The sequence below is a fragment of the Nocardia sp. NPDC057353 genome (assembly GCF_042667085.1).
Classification (GTDB): Bacteria; Actinomycetota; Actinomycetes; order Mycobacteriales; family Mycobacteriaceae; genus Nocardia.
Window position 1 is genome coordinate 1 of sequence record NZ_JBHVAK010000064.1, and the last position, 25,981, is coordinate 25,981.

General features: G+C 72.9%; 24 protein-coding genes. 11 read left to right on the plus strand and 13 right to left on the minus strand.

The window, feature by feature from the left end:
• Window positions 1-94: 94 nt before the first annotated feature.
• Window positions 95-1,183, minus strand: coding sequence for a mechanosensitive ion channel family protein (locus tag ACFUUZ_RS26345; RefSeq protein WP_378700731.1), 1,089 nt, complete (start codon window positions 1,181-1,183; stop codon window positions 95-97).
• A 155-nt stretch (window positions 1,184-1,338) separates the two neighbouring features.
• Here ACFUUZ_RS26345 and ACFUUZ_RS26350 point away from each other — a divergent pair, with 155 nt between their 5' ends.
• Together ACFUUZ_RS26350 and ACFUUZ_RS26355 are read left to right on the plus strand one after the other, a co-directional pair.
• On the plus strand, window positions 1,339-2,145 hold the full coding sequence (locus ACFUUZ_RS26350; protein WP_378700732.1) for an SDR family NAD(P)-dependent oxidoreductase: 807 nt from the start codon (window positions 1,339-1,341) through the stop codon (window positions 2,143-2,145).
• Between the two features lie 152 nt (window positions 2,146-2,297).
• Complete coding sequence (locus tag ACFUUZ_RS26355) at window positions 2,298-2,780, plus strand: hypothetical protein (protein WP_378700733.1); 483 nt, start codon at window positions 2,298-2,300, stop codon at window positions 2,778-2,780.
• Between the two features lie 4 nt (window positions 2,781-2,784).
• On the opposite strand, the gene gudD is transcribed toward ACFUUZ_RS26355, so the two are convergent.
• The 3 genes from gudD to ACFUUZ_RS26370 all read right to left on the minus strand — a co-directional run bounded on the left by gudD (window position 2,785) and on the right by ACFUUZ_RS26370 (window position 6,602).
• Window positions 2,785-4,122: a glucarate dehydratase gene (gene gudD, locus ACFUUZ_RS26360; protein ID WP_378700734.1), complete on the minus strand. Its 1,338-nt coding sequence runs from the start codon at window positions 4,120-4,122 to the stop codon at window positions 2,785-2,787.
• Window positions 4,119-5,603 carry an MFS transporter gene (locus tag ACFUUZ_RS26365; protein WP_378700735.1) on the minus strand — a complete coding sequence of 495 codons (1,485 nt, stop codon included), beginning with the start codon at window positions 5,601-5,603 and terminating at the stop codon, window positions 4,119-4,121. The genes gudD and ACFUUZ_RS26365 overlap by 4 nt, the downstream gene beginning before the upstream one ends.
• A gap of 93 nt (window positions 5,604-5,696) precedes the next feature.
• Complete coding sequence (locus tag ACFUUZ_RS26370; protein ID WP_378700737.1) at window positions 5,697-6,602, minus strand: LysR substrate-binding domain-containing protein; 906 nt, start codon at window positions 6,600-6,602, stop codon at window positions 5,697-5,699.
• A gap of 75 nt (window positions 6,603-6,677) precedes the next feature.
• Between ACFUUZ_RS26370 and kdgD the strand changes: the two genes are divergently transcribed.
• Window positions 6,678-7,592 (plus strand): 5-dehydro-4-deoxyglucarate dehydratase, encoded by a 915-nt coding sequence (gene kdgD, locus ACFUUZ_RS26375; RefSeq protein ID WP_378700738.1) that lies wholly within the window; start codon window positions 6,678-6,680, stop codon window positions 7,590-7,592.
• A 1-nt stretch (window position 7,593) separates the two neighbouring features.
• A complete protein-coding gene (locus ACFUUZ_RS26380; protein WP_378700740.1) occupies window positions 7,594-9,186 on the plus strand; it encodes an aldehyde dehydrogenase (NADP(+)) in 1,593 nt (530 codons plus the stop codon).
• Between the two features lie 54 nt (window positions 9,187-9,240).
• Here the strand turns inward: ACFUUZ_RS26380 and ACFUUZ_RS26385 are convergent, their stop codons facing one another.
• The 3 genes from ACFUUZ_RS26385 to ACFUUZ_RS26395 all read right to left on the minus strand — a co-directional run bounded on the left by ACFUUZ_RS26385 (window position 9,241) and on the right by ACFUUZ_RS26395 (window position 14,471).
• On the minus strand, window positions 9,241-10,449 hold the full coding sequence (locus tag ACFUUZ_RS26385; RefSeq protein WP_378700742.1) for an alcohol dehydrogenase catalytic domain-containing protein: 1,209 nt from the start codon (window positions 10,447-10,449) through the stop codon (window positions 9,241-9,243).
• A 115-nt stretch (window positions 10,450-10,564) separates the two neighbouring features.
• Window positions 10,565-12,721 (minus strand): hypothetical protein, encoded by a 2,157-nt coding sequence (locus ACFUUZ_RS26390; RefSeq protein ID WP_378700744.1) that lies wholly within the window; start codon window positions 12,719-12,721, stop codon window positions 10,565-10,567.
• A 316-nt stretch (window positions 12,722-13,037) separates the two neighbouring features.
• A complete protein-coding gene (locus ACFUUZ_RS26395; RefSeq protein ID WP_378700745.1) occupies window positions 13,038-14,471 on the minus strand; it encodes a LuxR C-terminal-related transcriptional regulator in 1,434 nt (477 codons plus the stop codon).
• Between the two features lie 147 nt (window positions 14,472-14,618).
• Here ACFUUZ_RS26395 and ACFUUZ_RS26400 point away from each other — a divergent pair, with 147 nt between their 5' ends.
• The 3 genes from ACFUUZ_RS26400 to ACFUUZ_RS26410 all read left to right on the plus strand — a co-directional run bounded on the left by ACFUUZ_RS26400 (window position 14,619) and on the right by ACFUUZ_RS26410 (window position 17,130).
• Window positions 14,619-15,704 carry an S-(hydroxymethyl)mycothiol dehydrogenase gene (locus ACFUUZ_RS26400; protein ID WP_378700747.1) on the plus strand — a complete coding sequence of 362 codons (1,086 nt, stop codon included), beginning with the start codon at window positions 14,619-14,621 and terminating at the stop codon, window positions 15,702-15,704.
• Complete coding sequence (locus tag ACFUUZ_RS26405) at window positions 15,701-16,333, plus strand: MBL fold metallo-hydrolase (RefSeq protein WP_378700749.1); 633 nt, start codon at window positions 15,701-15,703, stop codon at window positions 16,331-16,333. Before ACFUUZ_RS26400 ends, ACFUUZ_RS26405 begins: the two co-directional genes overlap by 4 nt.
• An 89-nt stretch (window positions 16,334-16,422) precedes the next feature.
• Window positions 16,423-17,130 carry a response regulator transcription factor gene (locus tag ACFUUZ_RS26410; RefSeq protein ID WP_378700751.1) on the plus strand — a complete coding sequence of 236 codons (708 nt, stop codon included), beginning with the start codon at window positions 16,423-16,425 and terminating at the stop codon, window positions 17,128-17,130.
• Between the two features lie 53 nt (window positions 17,131-17,183).
• Here ACFUUZ_RS26410 and ACFUUZ_RS26415 read toward each other — a convergent pair whose 3' ends face one another.
• The 5 genes from ACFUUZ_RS26415 to ACFUUZ_RS26435 form a co-directional block, all read right to left on the minus strand.
• Window positions 17,184-17,852, minus strand: coding sequence for an MspA family porin (locus ACFUUZ_RS26415; protein ID WP_378700752.1), 669 nt, complete (start codon window positions 17,850-17,852; stop codon window positions 17,184-17,186).
• Between the two features lie 45 nt (window positions 17,853-17,897).
• The gene (locus ACFUUZ_RS26420) at window positions 17,898-18,590 is read right to left on the minus strand and encodes an MspA family porin (protein ID WP_378700753.1); all 693 of its coding nucleotides are present in this window, start codon (window positions 18,588-18,590) and stop codon (window positions 17,898-17,900) included.
• A gap of 222 nt (window positions 18,591-18,812) precedes the next feature.
• Window positions 18,813-19,487 carry an MspA family porin gene (locus ACFUUZ_RS26425; protein WP_378700755.1) on the minus strand — a complete coding sequence of 225 codons (675 nt, stop codon included), beginning with the start codon at window positions 19,485-19,487 and terminating at the stop codon, window positions 18,813-18,815.
• Between the two features lie 62 nt (window positions 19,488-19,549).
• Window positions 19,550-20,212 carry an MspA family porin gene (locus ACFUUZ_RS26430; protein ID WP_378700757.1) on the minus strand — a complete coding sequence of 221 codons (663 nt, stop codon included), beginning with the start codon at window positions 20,210-20,212 and terminating at the stop codon, window positions 19,550-19,552.
• 153 nt (window positions 20,213-20,365) lie between these two features.
• Entirely contained in the window at window positions 20,366-20,590 is a 225-nt protein-coding gene (locus ACFUUZ_RS26435; RefSeq protein ID WP_378700759.1) for a hypothetical protein, read from the minus strand.
• A gap of 211 nt (window positions 20,591-20,801) precedes the next feature.
• Between ACFUUZ_RS26435 and ACFUUZ_RS26440 the strand changes: the two genes are divergently transcribed.
• From ACFUUZ_RS26440 to ACFUUZ_RS26455, 4 genes are read left to right on the plus strand one after another with little or no spacing between them, the layout of a single operon-like run.
• Window positions 20,802-21,269 carry a MarR family winged helix-turn-helix transcriptional regulator gene (locus ACFUUZ_RS26440; protein ID WP_378700761.1) on the plus strand — a complete coding sequence of 156 codons (468 nt, stop codon included), beginning with the start codon at window positions 20,802-20,804 and terminating at the stop codon, window positions 21,267-21,269.
• Complete coding sequence (locus tag ACFUUZ_RS26445; protein WP_378700763.1) at window positions 21,266-22,819, plus strand: MDR family MFS transporter; 1,554 nt, start codon at window positions 21,266-21,268, stop codon at window positions 22,817-22,819. Before ACFUUZ_RS26440 ends, ACFUUZ_RS26445 begins: the two co-directional genes overlap by 4 nt.
• 39 nt (window positions 22,820-22,858) lie before the next feature.
• Window positions 22,859-24,229: an aldehyde dehydrogenase family protein gene (locus ACFUUZ_RS26450; protein WP_378700765.1), complete on the plus strand. Its 1,371-nt coding sequence runs from the start codon at window positions 22,859-22,861 to the stop codon at window positions 24,227-24,229.
• A 21-nt stretch (window positions 24,230-24,250) separates the two neighbouring features.
• The gene (locus ACFUUZ_RS26455; protein WP_378700767.1) at window positions 24,251-25,087 is read left to right on the plus strand and encodes an NAD-dependent protein deacetylase; all 837 of its coding nucleotides are present in this window, start codon (window positions 24,251-24,253) and stop codon (window positions 25,085-25,087) included.
• 29 nt (window positions 25,088-25,116) lie between these two features.
• Here ACFUUZ_RS26455 and ACFUUZ_RS26460 read toward each other — a convergent pair whose 3' ends face one another.
• Window positions 25,117-25,956: a DUF72 domain-containing protein gene (locus tag ACFUUZ_RS26460; protein WP_378700769.1), complete on the minus strand. Its 840-nt coding sequence runs from the start codon at window positions 25,954-25,956 to the stop codon at window positions 25,117-25,119.
• Between the last annotated feature and the right edge of the window lie 25 nt (window positions 25,957-25,981).

Genomic DNA, 25,981 nt, shown 5'->3' on the forward strand with positions numbered 1-25,981 from the left:
AGCCGGAACTCCGGCTCGCCCGACGCCGGTCCCGCAGTCCGAACCCCGGTCCCGCGGACCGGATGCGCCGGTCTCGCGGGCCGGAAGAGCGGGGTCAGCGCCCGGCGCCCGCCCCTTCGAGCACGCGCTCGGACGTCGTGCCGAACTCCCCGCCGCCGATCACCGCGGTCGCCACCTTGGGCAGCGCCTCGGGATGGTTGCGGCCGAGCCAGCCGATGAGCTCCTCGCGCACCGCGCAGCGCAGCGTCCAGACGTCGTCGGCGTCGGCCGCCGACATCGAGGCGCGCACCACGATATTGGTCGGCGTGCTGTCGGTGACCAGCAGGTTCCAGTTGCGGCCGTCCCAATCCTTCCGCTGCTTCAGGTACTCGCGCAGGTGGTCGCGGAGCGCGTCGATCGGGGTGCTGTGGTCCAGGTGCAGGAACACCGTCCCGGTGATCTGCGAACCACCGCGCGACCAGTTCTCGTACGGCTGGTTGTTGAAGTAGGAGACCGGCATGGTCAGCCTGCGGTCGTCCCAGATCCGCACGGTGAGGAAGGCGAGGGTGATCTCCTCGACCGTCCCCCACTCGCCCTCGACCACGACGGTGTCGCCGATCTTGACCGAGTCGCCGAAGGCGATCTGCAGCCCGGCCACCAGGTTGCTCAGCGTGGACTGGGCGGCGACACCGGCGATGATGCCGATCACGCCCGCCGAGGCGAGCAGCGAGGTGCCGAGCGTGCGCATGGTTGGGAAGAGCAGCAGGATCGCCACCGCGGCGGTGGTGACCACCAGGATCGAGGTGATGATCCGGCGCACCAGCCCGAGCTGGGTGCGCAGCTGCCGCACCCGCGCCACGTCCTGGGTGCGGTGCGAGTAGGCCGAGAGGGTGTTCTCCGCCACCGCGTCGGCGAACCGGATGACGGTCCAGGCCAGGGCCATGACGGCCATGGTGGCGAGGATATTGCGGATCATCGCGTCCTGCCGCAGGTGCAGCTCCGCGAGGGGGTAGGTGAAGTGCAGGGCCACCGTCCCGAGGAGCACCTGCACCGGTAACTGCAGGCGCCGCAGCAGGAGCGGCAATCTGTTGTCCGGGCGTTTCCGCGCGCTGTACCGCAGCAGGCGGTCCATGACCAGCCCCGCGAGCACGGTGACCGCGACGGTGACGCCGAAGACGATGAGCGGCCGGATGACATCCTCCAAGGCGTAGAACTCCTTGTCGTTGTGGTCGGTCGGTTCGTCCTCACGTCAGGCTACCCATCCGCCGACGGCTCACTCGGGGGTGCGATCCGCGCCACCGCGAACGCAAGGGCCGGAAGTCGCCGGCCGCGCCGGCCCGCCCCGGCGAGGCTTCAGGCATGGATCTTCAACTGCAGGACCGAATTGCGGTGGTCACCGGGGCATCGAAGGGAATCGGGCTCGCCACCGCCCGCACGCTGCGCGCGGAGGGCGCGCTGGTGGTCGCGGTCTCCCGGCGCCCGACGCCGGAGCTGACCGAGATCGCCGACGAGCGGCTGGTGCACGTACCCGCCGACCTCGCCACTCCGGAGGGACCGGCGCGGGCCGTCGAGCGCGCGGCCGAACTCTTCGGCGGGGTCGACGTGCTGGTCAACAATGCGGGCGGCCCGCCGCCGGGCGCGGTCCTCCCCCGCTTCTCCTTCACCGCGCTGGACGACGCCGACTGGCTCGCCATGTTCGACTTCAACGTCATGTCGGCGGTGCGGGCGGTGCGCGCGGCGGTGCCGCTCATGCTGGCCCGCGGCGGCGGGGCGATCGTCAATGTCTCCTCGACGCACGCGCACGTGCCGAGCGCGATCAATGTCGACTACGGGGTGGCCAAGGCCGGGATCAACAACCTGACCAAGGCGCTCTCCGAGGAGTACGGGCCGCAGGGGATCCGGGTGAACACGGTCTCGCCGGGGCCGGTGGTGACGCCGTGGTGGACCGATCCCGGCGGCGCGGCGGAGGTGATCGCCGCGGCCACCGGCTCGGACCGGGACGCCGTGCTCGGCGGCGGCGCGGCGGCCATGATGCAGCTCACGACCGGGCGGCTGATCGATCCGCAGGAGATCGCGGACGCCGTCGTCCTGCTCTGCTCGCCGCGCTCGGCCAGCACCACCGGCGCCGACCTGCTGGTCGACGCGGGGCTGCGCAAAGCGGTCTGACCCGCCGGGTGACCGCCACCACGGCGCCGGATTATGTGAATCGCTGTTCCACATAAAGCCAGGTGGCGGCTCAGCCGGGCCGCGAGTATGTTACGTCCGATTCCTTCCTGGGCGGCTGTTCAGGAAGGCCGGATGGAACGGAAGGCGGGGCGATGACCGCAGCGACCAGCATCCCTGTCCGAGCAGCCGCGACCTCGATCGCCGCCGCCCGCGCCGAGTTCGAGGCGGACCGCGACCCGCGGATGGTCCGCCTCCGGCTGCGCGGCATCGAGACCGCCCTATCGACGGTTCGCGCCAACCTCGCCGGGGCACCGAAGGCGGCCGCGCGGCTCGGCGAGGTGGCGCAGCGCTGCCACGGCGCCGCCGCGGCGGCGGGCACCCACTCCGGCACCGCCGTGCCCGCCGAGCTGCTCGCCGTGCTCGACGTCATCGACCGCTGTGCCCGCCTCGTCGTCCTCGGGCTGCCCGACCTCGCCGCCGAGCGGCTCCCCCTGCTGCACCTCGCCACCGAGGCCGAGCAGATCCTCACCCGCTGGTCGCCCGAGCCGCCCGCGCACGACGACGACCGTGCGCTCGCCCGCGAACTCCTGCGCACCGTGCACGCCTTCCTCGCGCTCGGCTATCCGGTGCGCTGACGGCTCAGCGGACCAGCGCGGGCCGCTTGCTGTCGAAGGTCCACCCGGGCACCAGGTACTGCATGGTGGCCGCGTCGTTGCGGTCACCGAGCCCCTCGCGCAGGTAGAGCTCGTTGGCCGCGGCGACGCGCTCCTCGTCGAGCTCGACGCCGAGGCCGGGGCGGTCCGGGAGGGTGAGCGAGCCGTCCGCGATGCGGTAGGGCTCGCGGGTGACGCGCTGGCCGTCCTGCCAGATCCAGTGCGTGTCGATGGCCGTGATGGTGCCCGGGGCCGCGGCCGCGACGTGCGTGAACATGGCCAGCGAGACGTCGAAGTGGTTGTTCGAGTGCGAGCCCCAGGTGAGCCCCCAGGCATCGCAGAGCTGGGCCACCCGCACCGAACCGGCCATGGTCCAGAAGTGCGGGTCGGCCAGCGGGATGTCGACGGCGCCGGTGCGGACGGTGTGGCCGAGCTCGCGCCAGTCGGTGGCGATCATATTGGTGGCGGTGGGCAGCCCGGTGGCCCGCTTGAACTCCGCCATCACCTCGCGCCCGGAGAAGGCGCCCTCGGGGCCGACCGGGTCCTCGGCGTAGGCGAGCACGTCTCTGAGCTCGCGGCCGATCTCGATCGCCTCGGCGAGCAGCCAGCCGCCGTTCGGGTCGAGCGTGACCCTGGCGTCCGGGAACTCCGCGGCCAGCGCGCGCACCGCCGCGGCCTCCTCGCGGGCGGGCAGCACCCCGCCCTTGAGCTTGAAGTCGCGGAAGCCGTAGCGCTCGCGGGCCGCCCTGGCCAGCTCGACCACGGCGTCCGGGGTGAGCGCCTCGGCGTGCCTGAGCCGGGTCCAGGCGTCGGCGTCGGCGGGTTCGTCGGCGGCCGAGCGGTAGGGCAGGTCGGTGCGCTCCCGGTCGCCGACGAAGAACAGGTAGCCGAGCACCGGGACCGCGGTGCGCTGCACGCCGTCGCCGAGCAGCGCCGCCACCGGCACCTCCAGGTGCTGCCCGAGCAGGTCGAGCAGCGCCGACTCCACCGCGGTCACCGCGTGCACGGTGACCCGCAGGTCGAAGGTCTGGTTGCCGCGGCCGCCCGCGTCCCGGCCCGCGAAGGTGCGCCGGATGTCGCCGAGTACCGCGTTGTAGTCGCCGACGTTCCGCCCGACGATCAGCGCGCGGGCCTCCTCCAGGGTGGCCCGGATGCGCTCGCCGCCGGGCACCTCGCCGACCCCGGTGCGCCCGTCCGAGTCGGTGAGGATCACCAGGTTCCTGGTGAAGAAGGGGGCGTGCGCGCCGCTCAGGTTGAGCAGCATGCTGTCGTGGCCCGCGATCGGGACGACGCGCACATCGGTGACGCGGGGGGTGCTGGTCATGACCGGGTCTCCAGGGTGGGTCGGGCGGACGCGGCGGTGGTGGCCAGGTCGCGCTTGGTCGGGTCGGCAACCGAGTCCGCGCCAGGGTTGCGTGGGCCGGGCCCGGCGGGCGTGCCTCCGCCGTCGCCGGCAGGCGTGCCTGCGCCGTCGCCGGCGGGCACCTCGCCACCGGCGCTCAGCGCGGTCAGCCCGCTCGGCCTCCGGATCGCCAGGACCGAGAGCGCGGCGAGGACCGAGGCGGCGGCCAGGGCGTAGAGCCCCCAGGTGACCTCGCCGGTCGCCGACTTGATCAGCCCGAAGCCGTACGGCGCGACGAAGCCGCCGAGGTTGCCGAGCGAGTTGATGATGGCGATGGCCGGGGCCAGCACCAGCGGGTGCAGCCCGGACTGCGGGATGGACCAGAACAACGGGCTCGCGCTCTTGAAGCCCATGGCGGCGACACAGAGGAAGACCAGCGCCAGCCAGGGCGAGGCGATCGCGGCGAGGTAGGTGCCGACGGCGGCGGTGAGCAGCGCGACGATCAGCAGCGGCTTGCGGTTGCCGGTCCGGTCGCCGACCCGGGCGGAGAGGTACATGGCGACCACCGCGCAGATCCAGGGCAGCGAGGAGAGCAGCCCGACGGTGATGTCGGTGAGGCCTTCGATCCGGCGCACGATGGACGGCAGCCAGAAGGTGTTGGCGTAGATGGAGAGCTGGATGGCGAAGTAGATCCAGCAGAAGAGCAGCAGCTTGGGGTCGGCCAGCATCTTCCAGCGCGAGCCGCGGTGCGAGACGCCGGAGTTGGCGGCCTTCTCCACCTCCTCGGCGGCGATGGTCTCGGTGAGCGCGCGCTTCTCGCCCGCGGTCAGCCACTTGGCGTCGGAGATCTTGGAGTCGAGGAAGAAGTAGGCGATACAGCCGACGAGCACCGAGACCATGCCCTCGATGCCGAACAGCCACTGCCAGCCGTGCAGCCCGGCGAGGCCGTGCATCGAGAGCAGCGGGCCGGAGAGCGGCCCGGAAATGGCGGCGGCCACCGACGACCCGGCCACGAAGAGCGCGGTGGCGCGGCCGCGGTGCGTGTTCGGCAGCCACTTGGCGAGGTAGAAGATCACCGCGGGGAAGAAGCCGGCCTCGGCGGCGCCGAGCAGGAAGCGCAGCACGTAGAACATCGTCGCGTTCTGCACGAACATCATGGCCGCGGAGATCAGCCCCCAGCTCACCATGATCCTGGTGAGCCAGATCCGGGCGCCGAACTTCTCCATCATGACGTTGCTCGGCAGCTCGAAGATCGCGTAGGCGATGAAGAAGACGCCCGCGCCGAAGCCGTAGGCGGCGGCGCCGATGCCGACGTCGGCCTCCAGGTACTCCCTGGCGTAGCCGATATTGGAGCGGTTGAGCTGGTTACAGATCAACATGACGATGAACAGCGGGACGACGCGGCGGAAGAACTTCCCGACCGCGCTCTCCAACTCCGCCGATAACGGCTGAGTGAACGACATCGTCCACCCCTTTCCCTCGAGTCCTGACCGGCGAGTGACTCGCCTCACAGACTCCGAATGTAGAGACCAGGCACGATGCCCGTCCAACACTAATTAGGTGTGAATCGATACAGGAAAAGTATCATCCCCGAGTTCGGCCAGCAGCCGGGCCAGCGCGGGGTTCTCGCTGCCCTGCCGCCAGACCAGGTCCAGCTCCACCCGGGCGGCCACCTCGGGCAGCTCGCGGTAGACCACGTTGTCGAAGCGCATGCCGGTCGCCGACTCCGGCACCAGCGCGACGCCCCAGCCCAGGTTCACCAGCGCGAGCAGGCTGTGCACCTGGGTCATGTACTGGGTGACCAGCGGGACCACCGCAGCGTCGTGCAGCACGCTGGTCACCAGCTGGTGGAAGTAGCGGGCCTCGACCGGCGCGTGCATGACCATCTCGACCCCGTGCAGCGCGCGCAGCGGCACCGGCTCGCCGGACTCGGCCAGCGGGTGCCCCGCGGGCAGCGCCAGCACCAGCCCCTCGCGCACGAAGGGCCGGAGCGCGAGGTCCGGCCTTGCGATCGGCGGGCGGACCAGCCCGAGGTCGAGCGAGCCCTCGGAGAGCGCCTCGACCTGGTCCATGGTCACCAGCTCGCGCAGCTCCACGTCGACGTCGGGCAGCCGCTCGCGCGCGGCGTCGAGGACCAGCGGCAGCCCGGAGTGCACGCTGGCGCCGGTGAAGCCGACCCGCAGCACGCCGCCGGTGCCCTCGGAGACCCGGCGCACCGCCAGCGCCGCGCGCTCGGCCTGCTGCAGCAGCCTGCGCGCGTCCACCAGGAAGGCCCGGCCCGCCCTGGTCAGCCGGACCGTGCGGTTGGAGCGGTCGAAGAGCTCGGCGCCGACCTCCTTCTCCAGCAGCTGGATCTGCCTGCTCAGCGGCGGCTGGGTCATCCGCAGCCGCTCGGCCGCGCGGCCGAAGTGCAGCTCCTCGGCCACCGCGACGAAGTGGGTGAGCTGGACGAACGTGAACATTCGATACCGACCTTGTATTGATAGAGAGAAAAACAGTGTTGGACGTGAATCATAGGTGGTCCCTACGGTGAGGACATGACCACCGCATCGCCGCAGGAGATCGCCGCGCAGCTCGGCTCGGGCCTGCTCTCGTTCCCCGTCACCCACTTCCGCGCCGATGGCTCGTTCGACGAGGCCGCGTACCGGGAGAACATCGCCTGGCTCGGCCAGTTCGACGCCTCCGGGCTCTTCGCCGCGGGCGGCACCGGCGAGTTCTTCTCGCTGACGCCCGACGAGGTCGAGCAGGTCGTCACCGCCGCGGTGCAGGAGGCGCCCGCCGGGCTGCCGGTGATCGCGCCCGCGGGCTACGGCACCGCCACCGCGGTGCAGATGGCCCGCTCCGCCGAGCGCGCGGGCGCGCACGGCATCCTGCTGCTGCCGCCCTACCTCACCGAGGCGAGCCAGGAGGGGCTGGTCGAGCACGTCAAGCGAGTCTGTGCGGCCACCGACCTCGGGGTCACCATCTACTCGCGGGCCAACGCCGCCTTCTCCGACGTGGCCGTCGCCGAGCTGGCCGACAGCTGCCCGAACCTGGTCGGCTTCAAGGACGGCATCGGCAATATCGAGCAGATGACCAGGATCTACGCGCGGGTCGGCGAGCGCCTCACCTACGTGGGCGGGCTGCCCACCGCGGAGATGTTCGCGCTGCCGTACCTGGCGCTCGGCGTCACCACCTACTCCTCGGCCATCTACAACTTCGTGCCGGAGTTCGCGCTCGCCTTCTACCGGGCGGTGCGGGAGAACGATGCCGAGTTCGTGCGGAACGCGCTGAACGACTTCGTGATCCCGTACTGCGAGCTGCGCAACCGGAAGTCCGGGTACGCGGTGAGCATCATCAAGGCGGGCATGAAGGTCATCGGCCGCCCGGCCGGGCCGGTGCGCACCCCGCTGACCGACCTGGATGATGTGGAGGTGGCCGAACTGGCCGATCTCGTGAAGAGGGTGAGCTGACGTGACCACCACCGAAACCGCACTGACCGGCGCCGCGCTGATCGGCGGCGCCGACGTGCCCGGCACCGGCACGCCGTTCCAGGCCGTGAACCCGGCGACCGGCGCCGCGCTCGAGCCGGTCTTCCTGCCGTCGACCGACGCCGACGTCGCCAGGGCCGCCGAGCTGGCGCACGCGGCCTTCCGCGGCTACCGCCGCACCGGCTTCGAGCAGCGCGCCGCCTTCCTGGAGGCGATCGCCGCGGAGCTCGAGGCGCTCGGGGACACCCTGGTCGAGCGGGTGATCGCGGAGACCGGGCTGCCGGAGCCGCGGGTGCGCGGCGAGCTCGGCCGGACCACCGGGCAGCTCCGGCTCTTCGCCGCCGTGGTGCGCGAGGGCAGCTGGACCGGCGCCCGGCTGGACACCCCCGACCCGGCGCGCAGCCCGCTGCCCAAGCCCGACCTGCGGCAGCGGCGGGTGCCGCTGGGCCCGGTCGCGGTCTTCGCGGCGAGCAACTTCCCGCTGGCCTTCTCGGTGGCGGGCGGCGATACCGCATCCGCGCTCGCCGCGGGCGCGCCGGTGGTGGTGAAGGCGCACCCCGCGCACCCGGGCACCTCGGAGCTGGTCGGCCGCGCGGTGCGGAACGCGGTGCGCGCCAACGACCTGCCGGAGGGCACCTTCTCGCTGGTGCACGGCGGCGTCGAGCCGGGGCTGGCGCTGGTGCGGCACCCGCGGATCGCGGCGGTCGGCTTCACCGGGTCGCGGCAGGGCGGGCTCGCCCTCGTCGCCGCGGCGGCGGCGCGGCCGGTGCCGATCCCGGTCTTCGCCGAGATGTCCAGCGTGAACCCGGTCTTCGTGCTGCCGGGCGCGCTCGCCGAGCGCGGCGCGCAGCTGGGGGCGGAGTTCGTCGCCTCGCTGACCACCGGCGTCGGGCAGCTCTGCACCAGCCCCGGGCTGGTCTTCCTGGCCGACGGGCCGGGCGCGGACGAGTTCGTCGCCGCGGCGAGCGCCGCGGTCGGCGGGGCGGCCGCCGCACCCATGCTGAACGCGGGGATCGCCGCCGCCTTCACCGGCGGTGTCCAGCGGCTCACCGGGAGCGCGGGGGTGACCGTCGCGGCCAGCGGCGCGGGCGCGAGCGCGACCTGCACCGGGGTGCCGCACCTCTTCGTCACCGACGCGGAGCGCTTCGCCGCCGATCCGGCACTGCGCGATGAGGTCTTCGGGCCGTCCTCGATCGTGGTCAGGGTCGCGGACGCCGACCGGCTGCCCGCGCTCGCCGCCGAGCTGGAGGGGCAGCTCACCGCCACCGTGCACGCCGCGGCGGGCGACCGCGAGCGGGCCGCCGCGCTGCTCGAGGAGCTGGAGCTGATCGCGGGGCGGGTGCTCTTCGACGGCTGGCCCACCGGCGTCGAGGTCGGGCACGCGATCGTGCACGGCGGCCCCTTCCCCGCCACCAGCGCCCCCGCCACCACCTCGGTCGGCAGCCTGGCCATCGAGCGCTTCCTGCGCCCGGTCGCCTACCAGAACGTGCCCGATGCCCTGCTCGCCGACGAGATCCGCGCGGCGAACCCGCTCGGCATCCCGCGGCGGGTGGACGGGTCCCTCACCGGGGACTGATCGGCACCCCCGCGATGCGCGCCCGCCTGCCCGGCCGGGCGCGCATCGCCTTTTCTATACCGCCACCACGGTTTTCAGCCAGCCGTCGTGGCGCAGGTCGAACTCCCGGTAGGCATCGATGGCGGCGACCGTCTCGATGCGCTGGGTGATGAACCGGGTGGGGTCGATGTCGCCGCGGGCGACCCGGCCGAGCAGGCCGGGGATGTAGCGGCGGTGGTTGCAGTTGCCGCCCTGCACGGTCAGGTTCTTGTTCACCGTCGCGCCGACCGGGAAGGCGTCGAAGTTCGGCGGGTACACGCCGATGACGCCGATGCTGCCCGCCTTGGCGACGGCGTCGGTCGCCCAGCGCAGCGCCAGGCTCGGGGCGTCGCCCGCGAGCCACTGGCCGTCGCCGGTATTGCCCTCCGGCGCCGCCTTGGCGCGCTCGGCCTCGAAGGCGTCGGTGTCCACCGGCAGGTTCTCCGCCGCCGGGCCGGACTTCGGGCGCTGGGCGTCGACGCCCACGGCGTCGATCACCCGGTCGACCCCGATGCCGCCGGTGAGCTCGCGCACCGCGGCCACCGGGTCCTCGGCATTGAAGTCGATGGGCTCGGCGTTCTGCGAGCGCGCGATCTCCAGCCGGTCGGCGAGGCCGTCGATCACCAGCACCCGCGCCGCGCCCTGCCGCTTCGCCGAGGCGATGGCACACTGCCCGACCACGCCCGCCCCGAGCACGAGCACGGTGTCACCCTCGGTGACCTGCGCGAGCTTCGCGCCGAACCAGCCGGTGGGCAGCACGTCGGAGACCATGATGGCCTGCTCGTCGGTGACTGCGTCCGGCACCTTGACCAGGGTGGTCGCGGCGTACGGGATGCGCGCGTACTCGGCCTGCAGCCCGTCCACCGGGCCGGTGCCCTCGGGGCCGCCGAAGAAGCTGGTGCCCGCCTGCGGGCCGTTCGGGTTGGCGACGTCGCACTGGGCGTAGTACCCGGCCCGGCAGTAGCCGCAGTGCCCGCAGGCGATGGTGGAGCACACCACCACCCGGTCGCCCTGCGCGAAACCGCGCACCGCGGAGCCGGTCTCCTCGACCACCCCGACCGCCTCGTGCCCGAGCACGGTGCCTGGCAGCAGCCCGGGCATGGTGCCGCGCACCAGGTGCAGGTCGGTGCCGCAGATGGCGGAGGTGGTGATGCGGATCACCGCATCGGTCGGCTCCTGGATCTTCGGGTCGCTCACCTCGTCGAGGCGGATGTCACCGACGTCGTGCCAGACGACTGCTTTCACGTCGTTCTCCTCTTCCCTCGGGTCGGGGCGCGGCTACCCGGTGTCCAGCCACGAAAACAGGGCCCCGGCCCCCTGGCGGGGGTCGGAGCCCTGTCGGCTTCGGTGCTGCGGCCGGTCAGTAGTCCCGGCTGGAGGTGCGGCTGCTGGTGCGGCCCGCGGCGCGCGCCTGCCGCCGCTTCTCGCGGAGCTCGGCGAGCTCCTGCTCCAGCATGTCGGCGACCCGGAGCGCGCCGGTGTCGTAGACGTCCGAGGTCGCCGGGATCGGAGCGGGCTCCGGCTCGGCGGGCTTCTTCTTCCTGCCCACCGCGGCCAGCGGGCCGGTGCGCGGGCCGGAGTTGCGCGGCCGGGAGGGGGTCGGCTCGATCGGCATCATGATCGGCTCGCGGTCCGCGGCGGGGCGGGCGGCGGCCTTGCTGGCGAAGCTGATCACCGGGGCGGCCGGGCGGTCCGGCTCCGGAACCTCGACCGGCGCGGTCGCGCGGGCGGTGGCCTGGCGGGACACCGGCTGCGCGGAGCCCGCTGCCCTGGCGGCGGGCTGCGCCGACCTGGCCGCCGCCGCGGGCTGAGCCGAACGAGCCGCTGCCGCAGGCTGCGCCGAACGAGCCGCTGCCGCAGGCTGCGCGGCCCGAGCTGCTGCCGCGGGCTGCGCGGAGCGGGCCGCGGCGGGCTGCGCTACCCGTGCGGCGGCGGGCTGCGCCGCGGGCGCGGCGGCAGGCTGCGCTGCGGGCGCGGCGACCGGCTCGGCCACCTTGGCGGCGGCGGGCCGGACCACGGGCTCGGCGGCCGCGGGCTCGGCCGCAGGCGCGGGCTCCGGCACGGCGACCGGCTTCGACTGCACGGCAGCGGTCCTGCTCGCGGTCTTGGCCGCGGCGGGCTTGGCGGCCTTCGCGACCTGCTTCGGCGCGGGCTGCTCCTCGGCGGGCGCGGCCTCCTGCACCGGAGCCGCCTTCGCGGCGACGGTCTTGGCCGCCGTCTTCGCGGCGGGCCGCGCCGCCTTGGCTGCGGTCTTCCTGGCGGCGGTCTTGGCGGGCTTCGCCTCGACGGGGGCCTCGACCTCGGCGGCGATGACCGGAATCACGCCGGTCGGGGCGTCGTCCTCGGACACCTCCGCGGGCTGCGGCTCGGCGACCGCGGCCTTGGCGACCTTGGCCGCGGGCCGGGTGCGCTTGACCGGGGCCTGCTCGGGCTCATCGGCGACCTCCGCCTCCTCGACCACGGCCTCGGCGGTCACCGGCTGCCGCGCGCCCTGATTCGGCGAGCGGAAGGCGCTCGCCGCCTCCGACTTGCCGGTCAGCTCGGTGCGCTCGTCCTCGTCGGGCTGCTCGGCGGCGTCCGGATCGTTGTCCGGGTCCTCCGGCGGCAGCTCGTCCTCCTCGACGATCTCGTACTCGCCCTCGGCCATCGGGGGCAGCGCGGCCGGCTCGTCGATCGGCGGCCTGCCGAGCTCGGTGATGGCGCTGCCGCGGTAGGCGCCCGGCATCCGCAGCCGGATCTGGTCGGTGGCGTCCGGAAGGTCGCGCACCTGGGCCGTCGCCCTGGCGATCGCCAGGCCGTAGCGGGCGCTCACCGCGTCGTGGATGAGCAGCGCGACGCCGATCATCACCGGGGCCACCGCGTGCACCGCGGCGTCGTACCAGTCACCGGCCCGGACGTAGGGGTAGGTGTTCAGCGAGACGGTCAGCGCGAGCAGCGCCGCCTCGGCCGCGAGCACCTGGCGCCGGTTGTCGATGACGCCCCACTCGGCCACCTTGTTGGTGCCGATCATGATGATGATCAGACACGCGCTGATCATCGCCTCGAGCAGGTAGCTGAACCAGAAGAGCGGGTCGGTCGGGCCGCCGGGCGCGATGTTCTGCTGCACGTTGACCGCCGACCACAGCATGCCCGCCGTGACGACGCCCGCGAGGGCCCGCAGCGACCAGGCGCGATGGCGGTAGAGCGAGGCGAGTTTGGCGTGCGGGCTCGACTCGCGCCGCTGCGCGGCGATCGCCTTGCGGGCGGCCAGGAGGTCTCGCATGTCGGCCTTCTCGATGGCTTCGGTGGTCTGCCTGGCTCGGTCCGAGGCCGCAGCCGCGGCCTGCACCTCTTTCCACCGTTGCCCGCGCTCCTCGATGCGGATGCGCTCGGCGAGTTCGCGCTCGGAGCGCAGTTCGTCCTCCGAGAGCGCCTGGGTCAGCGCCGGATCGAACTGATACGCAAGTCGACCTCTGGCCCGCTCGACCCGTCTCGCCAGCGCGGTGACATCGTCCTCGTTGGCATTCTCGATGCTCACTGCGCGTCCCTGCCGGGAAGATACGATGGCAGACAAGTGATCACGCGTGGGTACGGTACCCGGCTTCGCCGTCCGTCGCACCGTCGTGGCCGAATTGCTTTCATTCCCTTTCGCTATCGCTCATTCCGCGGACTCCGCGGGGGTCGAACGGTCCCGCCCGGAGCGCGGGCGCGATCGACTTCGGCGCAGAGCGTATCCCCGCCGCGCCGCGGCATCGGAGACGGTGGCGGGATATATCAATCTCGAGCAGCGCTGCGGCGCAGCGGAGTTGCCCGGCGGCGCCGCTGAACCCGTTCCGCCGGCGCGGGATCGGCGCTCAGGGCTCGCCGGGAACCAGCCCGGCGCGGACGCCGAGCGCGGCGGCCTCGCCGCGGGTGGCGACCGCCAGTTTCTTCAGCACCCCGGTGACGTGGAACTTGACGGTGCTCTCCGCGACGCCGAGTTCCTCGGCGATGGCGCGGTTGCGCCTGCCCGCGGCGAGCAGCCCGAGCACCTCGCGCTCGCGCCGGTTCAGCCGGTCCAGGGCGCCGCGCTCACGGCGCACCGCGGGCGCGGCCAGCGGGAGCCGCAGCGTCACCCGGCTGCCCCAGCCGGGCAGCGCCTCGACCTCCAGCGCGGCGCGCAGCGTGCGGACCCGGCCCTCGAGGGCGCGGCGCAGCGCCTCGGCGTCGATCACCCCGGACGCCTGGTCGCGCACATCGATGAGCAGCACGGCGTCGGCGTGCCGCCACCCCACCCGAAGCCGGCGCAGCCCCGGCTGGGCGGCGAAGGCGAGCACCACGGCGGTGGTCATGGCCCTGGCGCCGACCGCGATCTCGCCCGGCAGCGGGGCGCCGGCGCCCGGGGCGGCGAAGAGCACCTCGGTGTCCCTGAGCACCGGGGCGAGCTCGGCGCGCAGCCGGTCGAAGGCGGCGGCAGGCGGCTCCTCGGCCAGCGCGCGCTCGGTGGCGCGGCCCGCGCGGGCGGCGAGCAGTGCGGCGGAGGCGGTTTCGATGGCGATGCCCCGCGCCTGCCGGTCGTCCAGCCCGGCGGAGCGCAGCGTGGCGAGGACCGAGGTGAGCGTGGCCTCGTGCGCGGCGGTGAGCTCGGCGACGGCGCGGGCCCGCTCCGCGGAGGCGGCGCGCGCCTCCGCGAGGTACTCCGGGCTGGCCTGGGCCACCTGCTGCCGGATCGAGGTGGCGACGATGCCGAAGCGGGCCGCGAGTTCGGCCGCGCCGGGCAGCGCGCAGCGCTCGTCGGCCCCGCAGGGCGCGGCCGCCTCATCCATGCCCACCCGTCCGGCAGTGCCTGCCGCGCCCGGCGCGCCACCACGCCCGGCGAAGTCCGCCACCAGCCCGGCGGCAGGCGACCCCGCGGCCCCGCGCCCCTGGCCCGCGCGCCCGGTCCCCACCGCCTCGGCGCGAACCGGCTCCCGCGGCACCAGGACCAGCAGGATGCCGGAGCGGTCGAGCACCGCCCACAGGCGGCGCGGCGCCTCGCCGAGCCGAGCGGTGAGCTCCGCGTGCTCCCCGGGGGCGAGCGCCGAGCGCACCGTCTCCAGCTCGCCGATCCCGACCCGGTCCACCACCTCGGCCGCACCCGCCACCTTGCGCGGCCGCCCGGTGCACTCCCGGGTGAAGATGACCAGCGCGTCGTGCGGCCACTGCTCGGCCAGGTGCCGGGAGAAGCGGCGGGCGATCTCGGCCAGCGGCCCGTCGATCACCGCACGGAGGGCGGGCAGGTCAGCGGGGGGAAAAGCGGGCTCGGCCATTGCCGCCGAGTCTAGGCGACCTGGCCGAAAGGCGAGGTTTTCCTGTCCGTCCGACCAGGACACCCCCGCCCGCCGCACCGATACGGTCGAGGTAGCCATGCGGGTACACGCATGCGTCCGTACCGTCGTCGAAAGGGATGAACAGCCATGCCACAGCAGGTTCGCGGGGTGGTCGCGCGGAGTAAGGGAGCTCCGGTCGAGCTCACCGACATCGTGATTCCCGACCCGGGCCCGGGTGAGGTGGTGGTGAAGGTCGCCGCCTGCGGCGTCTGCCACACCGACCTGCACTACCGCGAGGGCGGAATCAACGACGAGTTCCCCTTCCTGCTCGGCCACGAGGCCGCGGGCACGGTGGAGAGCATCGGCGCGGGCGTCGACACCGTCGAGGTCGGCGACTTCGTCATCCTGAACTGGCGCGCGGTCTGCGGCCGCTGCCGGGCCTGCAAGCGCGGCCGCCCGCAGTACTGTTTCGACACCTTCAACGCCACCCAGAAGATGACGCTGACCGACGGCACCGAGCTCACCCCGGCGCTCGGCATCGGCGCGTTCGTGGAGAAGACGCTGGTGCACGCGGGCCAGTGCACCAAGGTCGACCCCGAGGCCGACCCGGCCGTGGTCGGGCTGCTCGGCTGTGGCGTGATGGCCGGGATCGGCGCCGCGGTGAACACCGGCGGCGTGAGCCGGGGCGATTCGGTCGCGGTGCTCGGCTGCGGCGGCGTCGGCGACGCGGCCATCGCGGGCGCCAGGCTGGTCGGCGCGACCCCGATCATCGCCGTGGACATGGACGACACCAAGCTGGAGTGGGCGAGGGAGCTCGGCGCCACGCACACCATCAACGCCCGCGAGACCGACGTGGTCGAGGCCATCCAGGAGTTCACCGGCGGCTTCGGCGCCGACGTGGTGATCGAGGCGGTCGGCCGCCCGGAGACCTACAAGCAGGCCTTCTACGCCCGCGACCTGGCGGGCACCGTGGTGCTGGTCGGCGTCCCGACCCCGGACATGCGGCTGGAGATGCCGCTCATCGACTTCTTCTCCCGCGGCGGCGCGCTCAAGTCGTCCTGGTACGGCGACTGCCTGCCGGAGCGCGACTTCCCCATGCTGGTGGAGCTGTACCGGCAGGGCAGGCTGCCGCTGGAGAAGTTCGTCACCGAGCGGATCGGGCTGGACCAGGTGGAGCAGGCCTTCCACACCATGCACGGCGGCAAGGTGCTGCGCTCGGTGGTGGTGCTGTGAGCGGCGACCTCCGGATCGATCAGGTCGTGACCTCCGGGGTCTTCACCCTGGACGGCGGCAGCTGGGACGTGGACAACAATGTCTGGCTGGTCGGCGACGACGACGAAGTGCTGATCGTCGACGCCGCGCACGACGCGGGCCGGATCGCCGACGCGGTCGGCGGGCGCCGGGTGCTCGGCGTGGTCTGCACGCACGGCCACAACGACCACGTCACCGCCGCGCCGGCGCTCGCCGAGCGGCTGGACGCCCCGATCCTGCTGCACCCCGGCGACGAGCCGCTCTGGCGGATGACGCACCCGGAGGCGGCCTACCGCCCGCTCGCGGACGGTCAGCGCCTCCCGGTGGCAGGCACCGACCTGCAGGTCATCAGCGCCCCCGGCCACTCCCCCGGCTCGGTCGTGCTCTACCTGCCGGAGGCCGGGGTGCTCTTCTCCGGCGACACGCTCTTCGCGGGCGGCCCCGGCGCCACCGGCCGCTCCTTCTCCGACTTCCCGACCATCATCGGGTCGATCCGGGAGCGGATCCTCACGCTGCCCGCGGAGACGACGGTGCACACCGGCCACGGCGACGGCACCACCGTCGGCACCGAGGCGCCGCACCTCGAGGAGTGGATCGCCCGCGGGCACTGAGCGGGCCGGTCGCGCACGGCACCCGCGGGGCACCGGCTAACTTGTAGCCACGCGGGTACCGGCGAACCTCCCAGCACGAGGAAGTGGCGATGAGCACGCAGCTGATGATCGTGGAGGACGACAATCGGGTGCGCGCCGCGCTGCGGCTCGCCATGGAGGGGGAAGGGTACGAGGTGGCCGAGGCGGCGGCCGCCGAGTCCGCGCTACGGCAGCTACGCGAGCAGGGTGCGCCGGACATGATGATCATCGACCTGATGCTCGGCGGCATGGACGGCTTCACCTGCATCCGGGAGATCCGCCGCGACCACGATGTCCCGATCATCGTGGTCGGCGCGCGGCGCGACACGCACGACCTGGTGGCCGCGCTGGAGGCGGGCGCCGACGACTTCGTGGCGAAGCCGGTGGAGGTCAAGGAGATCACCGCGCGGATGCGCGCGCTGCGCCGCAGGGCCGGGCTCACCGCGGAGCGGGACAGCCCGCACGACATCCTGCTCGACGCCGATCCCGCGCGCCGCCTCGTGCTCTCGCCGGAGCGCGGGACGGTGCGCTGCGGCGGCGTCGCGCTGCACCTCACCGGCACCGAGTTCCGGCTGCTCTGCGAGCTGGCCACCTCGGGGCGGGTGCTGAGCCGGGCCACGCTGCTGGAGCGGGTGTGGGAGCGCGGCTTCTTCGGCGACGAGCGGATCGTGGACGTGCACCTGCGCAGGCTGCGCACCAAGATCGAGCGCGACCCCTCCGATCCGCGCATCGTGGTGACGGTCCGCGGCCTCGGCTACCGCCTCGATCCGCAGCGCTGAGCAGCCTCCCGGCGAACGAGGGGCCCGGTGCTTCCGGGCCCCTCGCGCCGGGATCAGCCGATGCTGAACGGTTGACCCCACAGGGTCACGACCGACTGCACGCGGTCGGTCTCCACCTTGACCCGCACGAAGGCGCGGGCCTGGGCGTAGCCGCCGCAGCCGGTCAGCCCGATGGTGGAATCGGCCCAGGTCACCGAGCCGGAGTTGCCCTTGAACGAGTTGTTGGTGGAGTGGTCCTCGTTGCCGTAGTCGTCCGGCTTCTCGATGTCGAGGATGTAGAACGAGGTGGCCTGGCCCGGGCCGAGCGACAGGTTGCCGCCGGTCTCGGCGCCGAGCACGGCCTCTTCGTCTCCTACGTCGAAGCCGCCCGCGACACCGCCTTCGACGCCACCGCCGGAGATGTTCACCTGGCAGCCGACGACGTAGCCCGGGTAGATCTTGCCGCCGATGTCCTCCCCGCCTGCCACGCTGACCTGCGCCGAGCCCGAGACCCACGCGTTGCGGTGCACCGGGGTGGAGCCCAGCGACGGGCTGATGGTGGCCGATTCACCGACCAGGTTCACCGTCACCACGGTGCCGTCGGAGAGCGTCTTGGTGATGCTGCCGCCCGGCAGGGCGACGAAGGTGTCGGCGTTGGCGGCGCCGGTCGAGAACAAACCGAAGGCGACCGTGGCGGCGGCACCGACGCCGGCCACCCGCGCCAGGTTCTTGCTGTTCGTCATGTGTTGACCCCTCTGCGAGTAAGTGATTCGACCGAGCTGACCGGATCAGCCGATGCTGAACGGCATGCCGTAGAGGGACGTCTTGGAGTAGTTGTCGCCGATGATCTCGACCACGGTGTAGGCGCGGGCCTGCGCGTACCCGGCGCAGCCCTGGATCGCGATCTCCACGTCCTGGTACTCCACCGAGTAGATACCCGGCTCGGTGATGTCCTTGATCTCGATCTGCACGAACTTCACCTCGCCGGGACCGAGGTCGAGGCCGATGGCGCCTTCGAAGGCGCCATCGGGAACGACCTCGCTACCGCCGAAGGGAAGGGTCAGGCCGAGGCCGCCGGCGAGCTCGGCCGAGATGGCTTCGTCGCTGATCGACACCTGGCAACCGACGATGTAGCCGGTATTCAGCTGCGAGGCACCGTGCGTGGACGAGTTGTTGCTCCCCGGCTCGTTCGCGGGGCCGTTGAACGGCCCGACCTCACCCTCGGGGGTGGCGGTGACGTCGGCGACGGCATTGCCGGAGACCCAGACGACCCGGCCCGCGCCATTGGCCGCGAGCGAGGGCGAGACGATCGCGTGCTCCCCGGTGCGGGAGACGGTGACGCCGGGGCCGAGCTTCTGGCCGTCCGGCAGCGGCACGAAGGTGTCGGCGTCGGCGGCGCCGGTGGAGAACAAACCCATGGCCACGGCGGCCACGGCGCCGGCACCGGCGACGCGCACAGCTGCGGTGCGGTAGTTGGTCATATTTCCCCTCATCGATTCTTCGCACTGATCAGGCCCGCAAAGTGTGTTGCGTCACAGTTGCGGCGGGATGAATCATCACGCACTCGAATGCGAATGCTGGGGAACTCCAAGGTGAACGTATCTTTACGGAACCACGAACAATCTTGACGATCTCATGACTTTCGCCCGAGAACGACGAAGGGCCCGGCGCCTGCGCGCCGGGCCCTGCTGTCGAGCGGTGGATCAGCCGATGCTGAACGGCTGGCCCCACAGCGTGACCACCGAGTGCACGTTGTCGGTCTCCACCTTGACCCGCACGAAGGCGCGGGCCTGGGCGTAGCCGCCGCAGCCGGTCAGCCCGATGGTGGAATCGGCCCAGGTCACCGAGCCGTTGTTCCCCTTGAACGAGTTGTTGGTGGAGTGGTCCTCGTTGCCGTAGTCGTCCGGCTTCTCGATGTCGAGGATGTAGAACGAGGTCGCCTGGCCCGGGCCGAGCGACAGGCTCCCGCCGCCGCCGCCCTCGATGCTGCCGGTGGCGCCGTCGTCACTGCCCTCGATGGTGCCCTCGATGCCGCCCTCGACACCACCGCCTGCGATGTTGACCTGGCAGCCCACGACGTAGCCCGGGTAGATCTTGCCGCCGATGTCCTCGCCGCCGGAGATGGAGACCTGCGCGGAGCCGGAGACCCACGCATTGCGGTGCACCGGGGTGGAGCCCAGCGACGGGCTGATGGTGGCCGACTCGCCGACCAGGTTCACCGTCACCACGGTGCCGTCGGAGAGCGTCTTGGTGATGCTGCCGCCCGGCAGCGGCACGAAGGTGTCGGCATTGGCCGCACCGGTGGAGAACAGGCCCATGGCGACGGTGGCGGCGGCGCCGACGCCCGCTGCCCGCGCCAGGTTCTTACGGATGGTCATGTGTGTAGCCCCTTTGGGTAGAAATGCCTCAGCGAGTGATGGATTCGACCGACCGACCCGGTTCAGCCGATGCTGAACGGCAGGCCGTAGAGGCTGGTCTTCGAGTAGTTGTCGCCGATGATCTCGACGACGCTGTAGGCGCGCGCCTGCGCGTAGCCCGCGCAGCCCTGGATCTGGATCTCGACGTCCTGGTACTCGACCGAGTACACGCCGGGCTCCGTGATGTCCTTCTTCTCGATCTGCACGAACTTGACCTCACCGGGGCCGAGGTCGAGGCCGAGCGAGCCGCTGAGCGTGCCGGAGTCGACGGCCAGCCCGAAATCGAGCCCCGCGGAGATCGCGTCGTCGGCGATCGAGACCTGGCAACCGACGATGTAGCCGGTGTTGACCTGCGACGCGCCGTGCGTCGAGGAGTTGTTGCTGCCCGGCTCGTTGGCGGGGCCGTTGAACGGGCCCACCTCGCCCTCGGGGGTCTCGGTGACATCCGCGGTGGTGGTGCCGGAGACCCAGACCACGCGGCCCGCGCCGTTGGCCGCCAGCGACGGCGAGACGATCGCGCTCTCGGCGGTGCGGGTCAGGGTGACGCCCGGGCCCAGCTTCTGGCCGTCCGGCAGCGGCACGAAGGTGTCGGCGTTCGCCGCGCCGGTCGAGAACAGACCCATGGCCACGGCGGCCGCGGCGCCGACACCGGCGACGCGCGCACCCGTGGTGCGGTAGTTGGTCATATTTCCCCTCATCGGAATTTTTTTCGCACAGTTCAGGCGAGCAAAGTTTGTTTTGTCCGGTTTACCGACAGATGAATCGCCGTGCATCCGGACCGTGAACGCTCGGAAACGGGGATGTAACCCGTTTGGCGAGCGCACGGAGAACTTTGCGTTCTACGGCCTGTCCAGAACAGCGACCTCGGGGAAGCGCGCCGCGAGTTTCGCGAGGCAGCGACGGATTTCGTCCAGATCGCGCGCCAGCCGCCTCGACTCCGTGGTCGAGCGGGGCGTGCCGCGGCGGGTGAGGTCGGCATCGAGCGTCACGGTCAGCTCGTCGGCTTCGCGCCGGAGCAGGGCATACAGCAATCGCGCCTGCTCGCGATCGGATTCGTCGGGCATCGGCGGCCGCTCAGCGGCGAGGGGACACGAAAACGGCCATACCCCATAGTTGGTCACGTCCACCACTGCGTCAACGTGAACACTCCGCGACGGCATTAATCGGACCTATCGGACAAGCCTCTCGAACCGACATGTCCGAGAATCCCGTTTCCGCTCCAGCGCACTCCCGTCCTATAGTTGGCGGAAGCAACTAGTTGAGGTGGTCAAGTACATGGACTCTGCCGAGCTCGCGGCGGCCGATCGGCTCGGAGTGCAGCTGGTGCGGTCCGCCCGCGCGCTGAACCGGGTGCGGCACCGCTCCGCCGCCGACGACGCCAGGCACCTGGACAAGCTCGCCTACGCCGTGCTGTTCCGGCTGGTCGAGCACGGCCCGCAGCGCACCGGCAGGCTGGCCGAGCTGCTCTACGCCGAGATCTCCCTGGTCAGCAGGCAGACCAGGGCGCTGGTGCAGCTCGGGCTGATCGAGCGGCGGGCCGATCCGGACGACGGCAGGGCCAGCGTGCTCGCCGCCACCGACGAGGGGCTCCGGGTCTTCGAGCAGGCCAGGCAGCGGCGCAGCGAATGGCTGGCCGGGCTGGTCGCCGAGTGGTCGCCCGCCGAGGTCGGGCAGCTCACCGCGCTGCTGGACCGGTTGAACGACGGGATCGAGGCGGGACCGCGCGGGGCGGCGCCGCAGTGACCGGGACCGTCGCGCCCGCGCAGCTCGGGCACCGGCAGATCCTCACCGTGCTCTCCGGGCTGCTGCTCGGAATGTTCCTCGCCGCGCTGGACCAGAACATCGTCAGCGTGGCCATCGTGCCGATCGCCAACGACCTGAACGGCTTCGACCAGCAGGCATGGGCCACCACCGCCTACCTGATCACCGCCACCATCAGCACCCCGCTGTACGGCAAGCTCGCCGACATCTACGGCCGCCGACCGCTCTACCTGATCGCCATCGGGATCTTCGTGCTCGGCTCGGCGGCCTGCGCCTGCGCCGCCACCATGCACCAGCTCGCCGCCTTCCGCGCCTTCCAGGGGCTCGGCGCGGGCGGGCTCATGTCGCTGGCCTTCACCATCATCGCCGACCTGGTGCCCGCCAGGGAGCGGGTGCGGTACCAGGGCTACAACACCACGGTCTTCGGCGTCGCCACGGTGCTCGGGCCGGTGCTCGGCGGCTTCCTGGCCACGCACGACACGCTGCTCGGGCTCACCGGCTGGCGCTGGGTATTCCTGGTGAACGTGCCGATCGGGGTCGTGGCGCTGGTCGTGGTGTCCCGGGTGCTGACCACCCCGCACCGGCCGCGGCGGCACCGGATCGACTGGTTCGGCGCGGTCGCGCTGGCGTTCGCGGTGGTGCCGCTACTGCTCGTCGCCGAGCAGGGCAGGAGCTGGGGCTGGAGCTCCCCGCGCGCCCTGCTCTGCTACGCGACCGCGGTGGCGGGCACGGCGCTGTTCCTGCTGGTCGAGCAGCGCATGGGGGATGCCGCGCTGATCCCACTGCGGCTGTTCCGGAATCGCACCTTCAGCGCCGGGATCGCGGGCGGGCTGCTGATCGGCGTCGCCATGTTCGGCGGGCTCGCGATGCTGCCGCAGTACCTCCAGGTGGTGCAGGGGCTCTCGCCGACCGGGGCCGGGCTGATGATGGTGCCGCTGGTCGTCGGCATCACGCTCGGTTCGCAGGTGGCCGGGCGAGTGACCCGGGTGACCGGGCGGTACAAGGTCTTCCCGATCGTCGGCAGCGTGCTGGTCGGGATCGGCGGGCTGTGCTTCGCGCAGCTGGCGCACGACAGCCCGCTCTGGCTGCCGCCCGGCATCGGCGCGCTCGTCGGAGTCGGGCTCGGCACCAGCCTGCAGACGCTGATCATCGCCATCCAGAACGCGGCGCCGCGCGCCGACATGGGCGCCTCCACCGCGTCGGCCACCTTCTTCCGGCAGATCGGCGGCACGCTCGGCGTCGCGGTCTTCCTCAGCATGCTGTTCGGGCTGCTGCCCGGCCGGATCATCGCGGCGGCGGGCGGTGCGCTGCCCGCGGGGGCCGACCCCGAGCTGCTGCACCGGCTGCAGAGCGACAGCGGCACCATCGCCGAGCTGCCGGAGGCGGTGCGCACGCCAGTGCTGATCGGCTTCACCGAGGCCATGCACCCGGTCTTCTACGTCGCCGCCGGGGTCGCCTTCCTCGCCGCGCTGGTGCTGCTCCTCCTCGACGAGATCCCGCTGCGCGAGCCGGAGCCGGTCGAGCCGGTCTGACTAGCGGTTTCCGCCGCGCGGCTCGGGTACCTCGGCGCCATGACCGACACCGACACCGCCCTCGCGCCCCTGCGCACCGGCACCAACGGGAACGCGGCCGAGCCGGGCGCCGCGACCGAGACCGAGATCGCGCGGGCACTGCGCGCCGCCCGCGCGGCCCAGCCCGGCTGGGCGTCGACCCCGGCGACCGAGCGGGCCGCCGCGCTGCACGACGCCGCCGCGACGCTGCGCGCGCACGCGGGCGAGCTCGCCGCGCTCCTGGAGCGCGAGACCGGGCGCCCGGCCGCCTCCGGCGCGGAGGGCGTCGAGGCGGGCGCGGGCACGCTGGTGCAGTACGCCGAGCTCGGCCCGGTACACCGCGGCCGGACCCTGCGCGGCGGGGACGATGCCACCGACTTCATGGTCCCGGAGCCGCGCGGCGTCGTCGCCGCGCTGACGCCGTGGAACGACCCGGTCGCCATCGCCTGCGGGCTGCTCGGCGCCGCCCTCGTCACCGGGAACACCGTGCTGCACAAGCCGAGCGAGCGCTGCCCGCGCACCGGCGCCAGGCTCGGCGAGCTGCTCGCCCAGTTCCTGCCGGACGGCGTGCTGCACACCCTGCACGGCGCGGGCGAGGTCGGCGCCGCGCTCGCCGCCGCACCGGAGGTGGACGTGGTCGCGCACGTCGGCGGCACCGCGACCGGCCGCTCGATCGCGGCGGCCGCGGCGCGCACCGGCGCCACGGTGCTGCTGGAGAACGGCGGCAACGACCCGCTGCTGGTGGACGCGGGCGTGGACCCGGTGTGGGCGGCCGAGCAGGCCGCGCTCGGCGCCTTCGCCAATGCCGGGCAGATCTGCGTCTCGGTGGAGCGGATCTACGTGCACCGCGACCTCGCCGCGCCCTTCCTCACCGCGCTGGTCGCCGCCGCCGAGCGCTGGAACGCCGACCCGCAGCCGCTGGTCGACGAGCGGCAGCGCGAGCACGTGCACGCCCAGGTCGCCGAGGCCGTCGCGGCGGGCGCCCGCGCCCTGGTCGGCGGCGCCCCGGACGAGCGGCCCGGCGCCTACTACCCGGCGACCGTGCTCGCGGACTGCGCCCCGGGCATGCGGGTGCTGCGCGAGGAGACCTTCGGGCCGGTCGCGCCGGTGCGCGTGGTGCCGGACTTCGCGACCGGGTTGGCCGAGGCCGCCGCCGACGAGCACGGGCTGGCCGCCACCGTGCTCACCGCGGACATGGCGCACGCGCAGCGGGCCTGGCGCACGCTGCCGGTGGGCACGGTCAAGATCAACGCGGTCTTCGGCGGCGCGCCGGGCGGGGCGGCGCAGCCGCGCGGGTGCTCCGGCACCGGCTTCGGCTACGGGCCGGAGCTGCTCGACGAGTTCAGCACGGTCAAGGTGGTGCACCTGGCGAGCCCGCCGGAGCACTCCTGAACAGGTCGTACGCTGGACTGCGTGGCCGATCTCCTGGAGCTGACCGACGTGGACGCCGTCGCCGAGCTGCTCGCCGGGCGCAGGCTGGCGGTGCTCACCGGCGCGGGCATCTCCACCGACAGCGGCATCCCCGACTACCGCGGCCCCGGCTCCCCGCCCCGCAACCCCATGACCTACCAGCAGTTCGTCGGCGACCCGGTGTTCCGGCAGCGGTACTGGGCGCGCAACCACGTCGGCTGGCGCACCATGGACGGCTCCCGGCCGAACCCGGGCCACCGCGCGCTGGCCCGGCTGGAGCGCGCGGGCGTCGTCACCGGGCTGATCACCCAGAACGTCGATCTGCTGCACACCAAGGCCGGGCACCGCGGGGTGATCGACCTGCACGGCACCTACGCCAGGGTGCGCTGCCTCGGCTGCGAGCGGCTGATCTCCCGGATGACGCTGGCCGACCTGCTGGAGGCGGCCAACCCCGGCTTCGCGGCCGCCGCCGCGGCCGACGGACTGGAGGTGGCGCCGGACGCCGACGCCGTGGTCGCGCGCACCGACACCTTCCGCATGGTGGACTGCGCGCACTGCGGCGGCATGCTCAAGCCGGACATCGTCTACTTCGGCGAGAACGTCCCCAAGCCCCGGGTGGCCGCGGCCTTCGCGCTGGTGGACGCCGCGGACGCGGTGCTGGTCGCGGGGTCGTCGCTGACCGTCATGTCCGGGCTGCGCTTCGTCCGGCACGCGGCCAGGCACGGCAAGCCGGTGGTGATCGTGAACCGCGGCCGCACCAGGGGCGACGAGTGCGCCACCCGCACCGTCGACGCGGGCTGCTCCCCCGTGCTCACCGCGCTCGCCGAGCGCCTGGGCTGAGCCGCCGTGAGCGCCGAGCGGCGGCCCGCTCAGAACAGCGTCGGCGCCTCGGCCGGTTCCGGTTCGGGCAGCGGCTCCAGCTCGGGGACGAGCGCGCGCACCTCGGCGTGGAACTGCCTGGCCAGGCCGAGCGCGGCGCCGTTGTCCGGGGTGTGCACGAAGACCGTGGGCGAGCGGCCCTCGCGCAGCCAGCCCGCCACCGTGTCCAGCCACGGCGCCCAGCCCGCGACGGTGGCCTCGGCGTCGTCGCGGCCGTGGTAGCGGACCACCGGGTGCGGGCCGAGCGCGGGCGTGCGCCGCGGCAGCCGCGGCTTCTTGCCCCACGCCTCGTGCTCGGCCGGGGTGGTCGGCGGCGCGGCGTAGAGCGTGGTGGTGTCGAAGGTGACCCACTCGGCGCCCGCCGCGCTCAGCACCCGCACCAGCCGCCTGGCCTGTTCGACGTCCTCGAAGAAGGCGGGGTGCCGCACCTCCACCGCGATCCCCGGCCCGGCGGGCAGCACCGGTAGGAAGGCGGCGAGCGCCGCGAGGTCGTTCGGGCCGAAGCTCGGCGGCAGCTGCACCCAGAGCGCGTGCAGGCTCGGGCCGAGCGGCTCCATGGCGTCCAGGAAGGCCGCGAGCTCGGCCTCGCCGCCCGCCAGCCGGTGGTCGTGGGTGACCGGGCGCGGCAGCTTGGCGTAGAAGCGGAACTCCGGGGTGAGCTGCGCCGCCCAGGATTCCGCGGTCCGCCGGGACGGGGTGGCGTAGAAGGTGGTGTTGCCCTCGACGGCGGTGCAGCGCTCGGCGTACCGGCGCAGCCGCTCGGCGGCGGGCGGCTGCCGCTCGAACCAGGACCCGTGCGACCACATCGCACACCCCACGTGGAGTCGCATCCCGCCACGCTAGCGCAGCGGGGTG